The sequence below is a fragment of the Streptomyces niphimycinicus genome (assembly GCF_018883605.1).
Lineage (GTDB): Bacteria > Actinomycetota > Actinomycetes > Streptomycetales > Streptomycetaceae > Streptomyces > Streptomyces niphimycinicus.
The window spans coordinates 1-9325 of sequence record NZ_JAHLEM010000731.1 but is presented as its reverse complement, the minus strand read 5'-3'; the positions used below and the strand labels follow the sequence as shown (position 1 = coordinate 9325).

The 9325-nt window shown below is 72.0% G+C and carries 11 protein-coding genes; all 11 read left to right on the top strand.

Translation table 11 applies throughout. From position 1 onward, the window contains the following. The first annotated feature begins 6 nt into the window (after window positions 1–6). Window positions 7–720: a signal peptidase I gene (lepB, locus tag KN815_RS41425; protein ID WP_253209575.1), complete on the top strand. Its 714-nt coding sequence runs from the start codon at window positions 7–9 to the stop codon at window positions 718–720. After that, window positions 713–1903 carry a signal peptidase I gene (gene lepB / locus KN815_RS41420; RefSeq protein WP_216346939.1) on the top strand — a complete coding sequence of 397 codons (1191 nt, stop codon included), beginning with the start codon at window positions 713–715 and terminating at the stop codon, window positions 1901–1903. The genes lepB (KN815_RS41425) and lepB (KN815_RS41420) overlap by 8 nt, the downstream gene beginning before the upstream one ends. Window positions 1904–1988: 85 nt before the next feature. Continuing rightward, window positions 1989–2786: a signal peptidase I gene (gene lepB / locus KN815_RS41415; RefSeq protein WP_216346938.1), complete on the top strand. Its 798-nt coding sequence runs from the start codon at window positions 1989–1991 to the stop codon at window positions 2784–2786. Window positions 2787–2882: 96 nt separating this feature from the next. After that, on the top strand, window positions 2883–3653 hold the full coding sequence (lepB, locus tag KN815_RS41410) for a signal peptidase I (protein WP_216346937.1): 771 nt from the start codon (window positions 2883–2885) through the stop codon (window positions 3651–3653). Then, complete coding sequence (locus KN815_RS41405; RefSeq protein WP_216346936.1) at window positions 3646–4179, top strand: NUDIX hydrolase; 534 nt, start codon at window positions 3646–3648, stop codon at window positions 4177–4179. Before lepB (KN815_RS41410) ends, KN815_RS41405 begins: the two co-directional genes overlap by 8 nt. A gap of 39 nt (window positions 4180–4218) precedes the next feature. Beyond that, window positions 4219–4527, top strand: a complete 309-nt coding sequence (locus tag KN815_RS41400; RefSeq protein ID WP_004944840.1) for a DUF2469 domain-containing protein — start codon at window positions 4219–4221, stop codon at window positions 4525–4527. 93 nt (window positions 4528–4620) lie between these two features. Continuing rightward, the gene (locus KN815_RS41395) at window positions 4621–4980 is read left to right on the top strand and encodes a YraN family protein (protein WP_216346935.1); all 360 of its coding nucleotides are present in this window, start codon (window positions 4621–4623) and stop codon (window positions 4978–4980) included. Then, the gene (locus KN815_RS41390; protein WP_216346934.1) at window positions 4980–6602 is read left to right on the top strand and encodes a YifB family Mg chelatase-like AAA ATPase; all 1623 of its coding nucleotides are present in this window, start codon (window positions 4980–4982) and stop codon (window positions 6600–6602) included. The genes KN815_RS41395 and KN815_RS41390 overlap by 1 nt, the downstream gene beginning before the upstream one ends. After that, window positions 6602–8026: a DNA-processing protein DprA gene (dprA, locus tag KN815_RS41385; RefSeq protein WP_253209574.1), complete on the top strand. Its 1425-nt coding sequence runs from the start codon at window positions 6602–6604 to the stop codon at window positions 8024–8026. The genes KN815_RS41390 and dprA overlap by 1 nt, the downstream gene beginning before the upstream one ends. A 129-nt stretch (window positions 8027–8155) precedes the next feature. After that, complete coding sequence (gene whiG / locus KN815_RS41380; RefSeq protein ID WP_014055202.1) at window positions 8156–8989, top strand: RNA polymerase sigma factor WhiG; 834 nt, start codon at window positions 8156–8158, stop codon at window positions 8987–8989. A 75-nt stretch (window positions 8990–9064) separates the two neighbouring features. Continuing rightward, window positions 9065–9325: helix-turn-helix domain-containing protein (locus KN815_RS41375; protein WP_216346940.1), on the top strand; the 261-nt coding region annotated here is incomplete at its 3' end.

Genomic DNA, 9325 nt, shown 5'->3' with positions numbered 1-9325 from the left:
GGGCGGCTGCCGCGATGGCCGGCCGGCGGCGGGCGATGGCGGCGCGGGGCGCTGCTCGCGGCGGCCTGCGCCGCGCTCGTGCTGCTGGTGAGCGGCTTTGTGGTGCAGCCGTTCCTGATCCCCAGCGGTTCGATGGAGAACACCCTCCGTCCCGGGGACCGGGTGCTGGTGAACAAGCTCGCCTACCGTTTCGGGGACGATCCGCGCCGCGGCGACGTTGTCGTGTTCGACGGAGCCGGTTCCTTCGGTGAGGAGGAGCCGTCCGGAAACCCGGTGACCGGTCTGCTGCGCAAGGCTGCCGCGGCGGTCGGGCTGGCCGAACCGGCCGAGTCCGACTACGTCAAGCGCGTGGTGGGCATCGGTGGTGACCGGGTCACCTGCTGCGACAAGCGGGGGAGGATCGAGGTGAACGGCCGGCCGGTGGACGAGCACTATCTGCACCCCGGGGACAGCCCCTCGCGGGTGCCCTTCGACATCGTCGTGCCCGAGGGGCGGCTGTGGGTCATGGGCGACCACCGCGACGCCTCCCGGGACTCACGCGACTATCTGGGCGCGCCGGGCGGGGGCACGGTCCCCGTCGACAAGGTGATCGGCCGCGCCGCATGGATCGCCTGGCCGTTCGGCCGCTGGTCCGGTGTGCCCCGTACGGACGCCTTCGCGGGCGTGCCCGCGGCGCCCGGCGCCATACCCTCCGGCGCCCCCGGTGGTGCCCATGGGTAGCCGCGGGCGGCCCCGTGCCAAGGCGCACCGGGTGGCGGAGCCGCCACCCGGTGTGGACACGCCCCGTGCGCCGGGTGAGCGCCGGGTGGGCGGGCGCGCGGAGCGGCGCAGGATCCAGCGCCGGATCAAGCGCAGGCGGCGCCGTTCGGCCGTCAAGGAGATACCGATCCTGGTGGGCGTGGCGCTGGTGATCGCGCTCGTCCTGAAGACCTTCCTGGTACAGGCGTTCGTCATTCCGTCCGGCTCGATGGAGCAGACCATCCGGATCGGCGACCGGGTGCTGGTGGACAAGTTCACCCCGTGGTTCGGCTCGAAGCCGGAGCGCGGCGATGTGGTGGTGTTCAAGGACCCCGGCGGCTGGCTGGACGACGAGCGCAAGTCCCCCAAGGACGACCCGCCGGTCATCAAGCAGGGCAAGGAGTTCCTGACCTTCATCGGCCTGCTGCCGTCCTCCGACGAGCAGGACCTGATCAAGCGGGTGGTCGCGGTGGGCGGCGACACGGTGGCCTGCTGCGATACGAACGGCAAGGTCACCGTCAACGGGACCCCGCTGAACGAGCCGTATCTGCATCCCGGGAACCCACCGTCGCAGCGGCAGTTCAAGGTGACCGTCCCTCAGGGGCGGATGTTCGTCATGGGCGATCACCGGTCCAATTCGGCGGACTCCCGAGTCCATCTCGACGAGCCGTATCAGGGCACGGTCCCGGACAACATGGTGGTCGGCCGCGCCGTGGTGATCGCATGGCCGTTCGGGCATATGCGGCGGCTCGAGGAGCCGGACACCTACGCTTCCGTCAAGGACGCGCCGAGTGGGGCGACACAGGCCGAGGGCGCGGCGCATAGGCTGTCCCCCATGGATCAGCAAGGAATGGTCCAGCTCCCGACCCCTGCGGAACTCCCGCTCGTTATGGGAGTGGTGATCCTGCGCCGTTCGTGGGGCAGGCGGCAGTCAGGCGTGAGGAGTGGATGTGGGGGATTTGGCGGTCGGCGCACGATCCGGTCACGAAGAGCCCGAGAGGCAGCCCGGGACGACGGGAGAGCACCCCACGGACGGGACGGACGAGGCGCCCGAAGCCGGTGCACCCACGGACAAGGCGGCTGCCCGCCCCAGGGCGTCGGACCCACACGGAGCCGATGGCGGGCAGGATCCCTCCGGTCCCCCGGACGGACCCGGCGGCGCTGACCCGTCCGGGGCCGAGGACGGGGCGTCGGCGAAGCCGGGCCCCGGGAAGCTCGGGAAGCTCGGGAAGCTCGGGAAGCCGAAGAAGGTGCGCTCCTTCTGGAAGGAGCTGCCGATCCTGGTCATCATCGCGCTGGCTCTGGCGCTGCTGATCAAGACCTTCCTGGTGCAGGCGTTCTCCATCCCGTCCGACTCCATGCAGAACACCCTCCAGCGGGGCGACCGGGTGCTGGTGGACAAGCTCACCCCGTGGTTCGGCTCCGAGCCGCAGCGCGGTGAGGTGGTCGTCTTCCACGATCCGGGCGGCTGGCTCGGCGAGACACAGACGAGTGACTCCGGCCCGGTCGCCGAGGGCATCCAGAAGGCGCTCAGCTTTATCGGGCTGATGCCTTCGGCGGAGGAGAAGGATCTGATCAAGCGGGTCATCGCGGTCGGCGGGGACACCGTCTCCTGCAAGCGCGGCGGCAAGGTCGTGGTCAACGGCAAGCCGCTGGACGAGCCGTACATCTTCCCCGGGAACACCCCCTGTGACGAGAAGCCGTTCGGCCCGATCAAGGTGCCCAAGGGCCGGATCTGGGTGATGGGCGACCACCGCCAGGACTCACTGGACTCCCGCTACCACCAGAACCTGAACAACGGCACGGTCTCGGTGGACGATGTCGTCGGGCGCGCCTTCGTCGTCGCCTGGCCGATCGACCGCTGGTCCGCCCTGCCGGTGCCGGTCACCTTCGACCAGCCGGGTCTGGGTGCGGCCGCCGCGGTGGCCCCCTCGGCCGTGGGGCTCGCGGGTGCGCTGCCGATCGTGCTGTGGCGCCGCCGCAGGCTGATCGCCAAGGTCCGGGCCGAGGCCGAGGCCCGGCCGGATCGGCTGACCGCCGACTGCTGACGGGGCTCGTACCGCCGGGTAAGGTGCGGTTCCGTGTGTCCCAGGGCACACGGAACCTGATCTTCTACGTCTGTTGCGTACGGCGGGAGCACTGGAATGAGCGGAGCCCAAGGGGTTGGGGGCGGCACACCGCGGCGTACGCCGGGCAGCGTGCTGTCCGGGGTGGCGGTGGCCCTCGGGTGTGTGCTGTTCCTCGGAGGCTTCGTCTGGGGCGCGGTGCTCTACAAGCCGTACACCGTCCCGACCGACTCCATGGCGCCGACGATCGCCAAGGGCGCCAGGGTGCTGGCGCAGCGGGTCGACGGTGGCGAGGTGCGCCGCGGCGATGTGGTGGTCTTCCGCGACCAGGTGTGGGGCGACCTGCCCATGGTGAAGCGGGTCATCGGGGTCGGCGGCGACCGGATCGAATGCTGTGACAAGCAGGGCCGGCTGCGGGTCAACGGCAAGGTCTTCGAGGAACCGTATCTGCGCTCCGGGGAGCAGGCGTCCTCGACGGTCTTCTCCACCACCGTGCCCAAGGACCGGCTGTTCCTGATGGGCGACCACCGCAGCGACTCCCTCGACTCACGGGTGCATCTCACCGACGAGGCGGGCGGCGCCGTGGAGCGGGGCGCGGTGGACGCCCGGGTGGACGCCACCGCCTGGCCGCTGGGGTCCTGGGGGACCGTGGGGCGGCCCGATGCCTTCAAGGCGCTGCCGGGCGGGATCTCGCAGCCGGGGCCGCTGGGGCCGATCCTGATCGCGATCGTCACCGGCGCCGTGCTGATCCTGGTGGGCGCGGCCTACGGGCCCCTCGTCCGGCGCAGGTCGGGCGGCGGCGCACGGCGGGACCAGGCAGCGAAGGGGAAGGTGGCCGCTGGTGGCTGAGCCGACCGGCGGAGCCGGGCCGACCGGCGTGGACGAGCGGCGGCTGCGGAAGGTCGCACGGGTAGTGCTGCTGGATCCGCAGGACCGCATCCTGCTGCTGCACGGCTTCGAACCGGACGATCCCTCGTCGACGTGGTGGTTCACCCCGGGAGGCGGCCTGGAGGGCGAGGAGAGCCGCGAGCAGGCGGCGCTCAGGGAGCTCGCGGAGGAGACCGGGATCACCGATGTGCGGCTCGGGCCGCTGCTGTGGCGGCGGATCTGCTCCTTCCCGTTCGCCGGGCGGCGCTGGGACCAGGACGAGTGGTACTACCTGTGTCGTATCCAACAGACCACGGCGGCGCGGGCCGGCGGCGGGCTGACGGAGCTGGAGCGGCGCAGTGTGGCCGGACTGCGCTGGTGGACGGTGGACGAGCTGGCCGCGGCCACCGAGCCGGTGTACCCGACACGGCTGGCGGAGCTGTTGCGTACGCTGCTGGTCGAGGGACCCCCGGGTGCACCGGTGATCCTGGAGACTGAGCGCGTCTGACGCACAATGGGGGGACGCACGGCTGAAGGGGAACATGCCATGAGCGCCGAGGACCTCGAGAAGTACGAGACCGAGATGGAGCTGAAGCTCTACCGGGAGTACCGCGATGTCGTCGGTCTGTTCAAATATGTGATCGAGACCGAACGCCGCTTCTATCTCACCAACGACTACGAGATGCAGGTGCACTCGGTCCAGGGTGAGGTCTTTTTCGAGGTGTCGATGGCCGACGCCTGGGTCTGGGACATGTACCGCCCGGCCCGTTTCGTGAAGCAGGTACGGGTTCTCACGTTCAAGGACGTGAATATCGAGGAGCTGAACAAGAGCGACCTCGACCTTCCGAGTGGCTGAGTTGTCCACAGCCGGGCTGCCGTCCACAGGAATTCTCCAAGATCCCTGAGCGGGGCGCGGGGGCGTCACAGTCGGTGCCGGAGGTGGTGCCGAATGAACGCCCGAGGAGCGCTGGGCCGCTACGGCGAGGATGTGGCGGTCCGCAGGCTGGCGGAAGCCGGGATGACCGTCCTGGAGCGCAATTGGCGGTGCCGGGACGGCGAGATCGACATCGTCGCGCTCGATGCCGGTGCGCTGGTGGTGTGCGAGGTCAAGACGCGCCGCGAGGGTGGCTATGAGCATCCGATGGCGGCCGTCGGACCGGACAAGACCGAGCGGCTGCGGAAGCTGGCCGAGTGCTGGCTGGAGCGGCACGGCGGCCCGCCGCCGGGCGGAGTGCGGATCGACGTGGTGGCGGTGGTGCTGCCCCGCCGGGGCGCGCCCGTGGTCGAGCATGTGCGCGGGGTGGCCTGATGGGGTTCGCCCGCACCTGCTCGGTGGCGCTGGTCGGGGTCGAGGGCGTCGTGGTCGAGGTGCAGGCCGATCTGGAGCCGGGAGTGGCCGCCTTCACCCTCGTGGGGCTGCCCGACAAGAGCCTGGTGGAGAGCCGGGACCGGGTCCGCGCGGCCGTCGTCAATTCCGGCGGCGAATGGCCACAGAAGAAGCTCACGGTGGGGCTCAGCCCGGCATCCGTCCCCAAGGGCGGCAGCGGCTTCGACCTGGCCGTGGCCTGTGCGGTGCTCGGCGCGGCCGAGCGCGTGGATCCGCGTGAGATCGCCGATCTGATGATGATCGGGGAGCTGGGCCTGGACGGCCGGGTCCGGCCGGTCCGCGGGGTGCTGCCCGCCGTGCTCGCCGCCTCCGAGGCGGGGTACCGCCAGGTGGTGGTCCCCGAGCAGACGGCGGCGGAGGCGGCCCTGGTGCCGGGCGTCTCGGTGCTGGGCGTGCGGAGCCTGCGCCAGTTGATCGCGGTGCTGACGGACGAGCCGGTGCCCGAGGAGGAGGAGACCCAGGAGCTGGGCCGCCCCGATCCGATGCTGGCCGGGCTCACCGTGCCCGGCGCCGGTATGGGCACCGGAGTCGCCGCCGTGCCCGGGACCGGCGCGGGGCGGCCCGATATGGCCGAGGTCGCCGGGCAGCGGGCCGCGCGCACCGCCCTGGAGGTCGCCGCCGCGGGCGGGCACCACCTCTTCCTCAGCGGGCCTCCGGGCGCCGGGAAGACCATGCTGGCCGAGCGGCTGCCGGGGCTGCTGCCGCCGCTCACCCAGCAGGAGGCCCTGGAGGTCACCGCGGTCCATTCGGTCGCCGGGGTCCTCCCGCCGGGCCAGCCGCTGGTGGAGAGCCCGCCGTACTGCGCCCCGCATCACTCGGCCACCATGGCCGCGCTCGTCGGCGGGGGAAACGGCCTGCCCAGACCCGGTGCGGTCTCGCTCGCCCACCGCGGAGTGCTCTTCCTGGACGAGGCTCCCGAGTTCAGCGGGAAGGCGCTGGACGCCCTGCGGCAGCCCCTGGAGTCGGGGCATGTGGTGGTGGCCCGGTCCGCCGGGATGATGCGGATGCCGGCCCGCTTCCTGCTGATGCTGGCGGCCAATCCCTGCCCCTGTGGGCGCTATGGGCTGGTGGGCGACGTCTGCGAATGCTCGCCCACCACGGTCCGCCGCTACCAGGCGAGGCTGTCGGGGCCGCTGCTGGACCGGGTGGACCTGCGTGTCCATGTCGAAGCGGTGAGCCGGGCCGAGCTCACCGGGGCGCGTGCCGGGGCGGAGGACAGCGTGTCCGTCGCGGCCCGGGTCCGGGAGGCCCGGGAGCGGGCCGCCGCCCGCCTCCAGGACACCCCCTGGCGGCTGAACAGCGAGGTGCCGGGCCATGAGCTGCGCACCCGCTGGCAGCCGTTCCCCGGTGCGCTGCGCGAGGCCGAGCGCGATATGGAGCGCGGGCTGCTCACCGCCCGAGGGCTCGACCGGGTGCTGAGGGTCGCCTGGACCGTCGCCGACCTGGCCGGGCACGACCGGCCGGCGGCGCAGGACATCGCCCAGGCGCTCCAGTTACGTACCGGGATCAGCCGCGGAGTGCCGGTCGCGGCGGGGGAGTGCTGATGTCCTCGCCTTCGGCGGGCGGCCGCGGCGCCGCCGTCCCCGCCCTGTTCTCCGAGCCCTGGCAGGGGCAGGGCTCCCCGTACGAGGAGCCTGGCGCCCTGGACGAGGGAGGGCAGGGCGCCCCTGGCGAGGGACAGGGTGCCCCGGGCGCGAGGCACGGCGCCCCGGGCGAGGAGTACGGAGCCCTGGACGCCGGGCAGGGCCTCCCGGACGGGGCGCAGGGGCTCCCCGAGCGGCACGGGGTCACGGACGAGGAGCGGCTGGCGCGGGCGGCGCTCACCCGGCTCGTGGAGCCCGGGGACCAGGCCGTGGGGCGCTGGCTGCGCCGCATGGGGCCGGTGGCGCTGTGGCGGGCGCTCACCGGCAAGGGCAAGCCCCCGCCCGGGGCGACCGGGGACCGGCTGGCCGGATGCGCCCTGCGGGCGGCCGGGCTGGACCCGGTCGCCGACCTCGCGCTGATCGCCCGGCGCGGAGGGCGGTTCATCTGCCCCGGGGATCTGGACTGGCCCGGTCAGCTCGACGATCTCGGGGACGCTCGCCCGGTCGGGTTATGGGTGCGCGGCCCGGCCGGCCTGCGGATGTGGGCGCTGCGCTCGGTCGCCGTGGTGGGCGCGCGGGCCTGTAGCGACTACGGCGCGCATGTCGCGGCCACGCTCGGCACCGGGCTGGCCGAGCGGGGCTGGGTGGTCGTCTCCGGTGCGGCCCACGGTGTGGACGGCGCGGCTCATCGAGGGGCGCTCGCCGCGGGCGGGGCCACCATCGCGGTGCTCGCCTCCGGTGTGGACGTCCCCTATCCGCGAGGGCATGCCGAGTTGATCGAGCGCATCGCGGAACAGGGCCTGGTGCTGGCCGAGTTGCCGCCCGGAGCGCATCCGACGCGCCCCAGATTCGTGCTCCGCAACCGGGTCATCGCCGCGCTCACCCGAGGCACGGTCGTGGTAGAGGCCCAGTTCCGCAGCGGATCGCTGGTCACCGCGCGCCGGGCACAACAGCTCGGGCGGTCCACCATGGGGGTGCCGGGGCCGGTGACCAGCGCGCTGTCCGCCGGGGTGCATGAACTGCTGCGCGGTGAGGCGGTCCTGGTCACCGACGCCGCCGAAGTGGCCGAGCTCATCGGCGGCATCGGAGACCTCGCCCCGGAGCGCCGGGGCCCGCTGGTCGAGCGGGACCTGCTCGATCCCGTGACGGCACGGGTGCTGGAAGCGTTGTCGGCACGAGGCGGCAACGGCCTGCGGGAGGTGGCCCGGGAATCCGGGACCGGCTGCGACGAGGCCCTGGGCCGGCTCCATGAACTGCTCGCCCTGGGCTTTGTCGAACGTCATGGCGATCGATGGGAGTTGGTCCGTCCCATGAGCCCGGGCGACGGCGCACGGCGAGGCGATCCCCCGAATCGGGGCAATCGGGTGAAAGGGTTGAGGCGATGACCGTATCCGCACACCGCCGAGCCGAAGCCCTTCGCATACCGCGACACCGTAGTCACGCTACGCTCACAAGGTTTCCGGCGGAAGCGTACGTCCTCACCCATGTCATGGCAGAACGGCTCAAGGCGACGAATGCCCCAGCACATCTCCGGGTCTGACAGCGCGGCGCCGCCCGCGGCTCGCGGCGCGGTGCGCCCTGCCGCGCCCTCATCGCTCGACGAGCTGTGGCGGTCGTACAAGACCACGGGCGACGGCCGGCTGCGGGAGCAGCTCATCCTGCACTACTCACCGCTGGTGAAATATGTGGCCGGCCGGGTCAGCGTCGGGCTGCCCTCCAATGTCGAGCAGGCGGACTTCGTCTCGTCCGGAGTCTTCGGACTCATCGACGCCATCGAGAAGTTCGACCCCGAGCGCGCCATCAAGTTCGAGACCTACGCGATCACCCGGATCCGTGGCGCGATGATCGACGAGTTGCGGGCGCTGGACTGGATCCCGCGGTCGGTCCGTCAGAAGGCCCGGGCCGTGGAGCGGGCATACGCCACGCTGGAGGCCCAACTGCGCCGCACCCCCTCGGAGGCCGAGGTGGCGGCCGAGATGGACATCAGCATCGAGGAACTGCACGGCGTTTTCAGTCAGTTGTCGCTCGCCAATGTGGTCGCCCTGGAGGAGCTGCTGCATGTCGGCGGCGAGGGCGGCGACCGGCTCAGTCTCATGGACACCCTCGAGGACACCGCCGCGGACAACCCGGTCGAGGTGGCCGAGGACCGGGAGTTGCGCAGGCTGCTCGCCCGAGCGATCAACACCCTCCCGGAGCGGGAGAAGACCGTGGTCACGCTCTATTACTACGAGGGGCTCACGCTCGCCGAGATCGGTCAGGTGCTCGGCGTCACCGAGAGCAGGGTCAGCCAGATCCACACCAAATCGGTGCTCCAGTTGCGGGCGAAACTCGCCGACGTCGGACGCTGAATCGTCCCTCCGGCATCGCCCTTCCGGCGGCCTCTTCCGTAGAGTGGTCGGGTGCCCAGGATTCGAGCGGCCTCAGTGGCCGAGCACCGAACGATGCAGCGCGCGGCCCTGCTGGAGGCCGCCCGCACCCTGCTGTCCGAGGGCGGCACGGAGGCGCTGACCTTCCCCGCCCTCGCCGAGCGCACGGGACTCGCGCGGTCCTCCGTCTATGAGTACTTCCGCTCCCGCGCCGCCGTGGTCGAGGAGCTGTGCGCCGTCGACTTCCCGGTCTGGGCCGCCGAGGTCGAGGCCGCCATGGAGCGGGCCGATGGGCCCGAGGCGAAGATCGAGGCGTAT

Coding starts and splice junctions, on each gene's coding strand:
- dprA (WP_253209574.1), top strand. CDS start 6,602: ATGTCCTCGCCTTCGGCGGGCGGCCGCGGCGCCGCCGTCCCCGCCCTG.
- KN815_RS41390 (WP_216346934.1), top strand. CDS start 4,980: ATGGGGTTCGCCCGCACCTGCTCGGTGGCGCTGGTCGGGGTCGAGGGC.
- KN815_RS41400 (WP_004944840.1), top strand. CDS start 4,219: ATGAGCGCCGAGGACCTCGAGAAGTACGAGACCGAGATGGAGCTGAAG.
- KN815_RS41395 (WP_216346935.1), top strand. CDS start 4,621: ATGAACGCCCGAGGAGCGCTGGGCCGCTACGGCGAGGATGTGGCGGTC.
- whiG (WP_014055202.1), top strand. CDS start 8,156: ATGCCCCAGCACATCTCCGGGTCTGACAGCGCGGCGCCGCCCGCGGCT.
- lepB (WP_216346939.1), top strand. CDS start 713: ATGGGTAGCCGCGGGCGGCCCCGTGCCAAGGCGCACCGGGTGGCGGAG.
- lepB (WP_216346937.1), top strand. CDS start 2,883: ATGAGCGGAGCCCAAGGGGTTGGGGGCGGCACACCGCGGCGTACGCCG.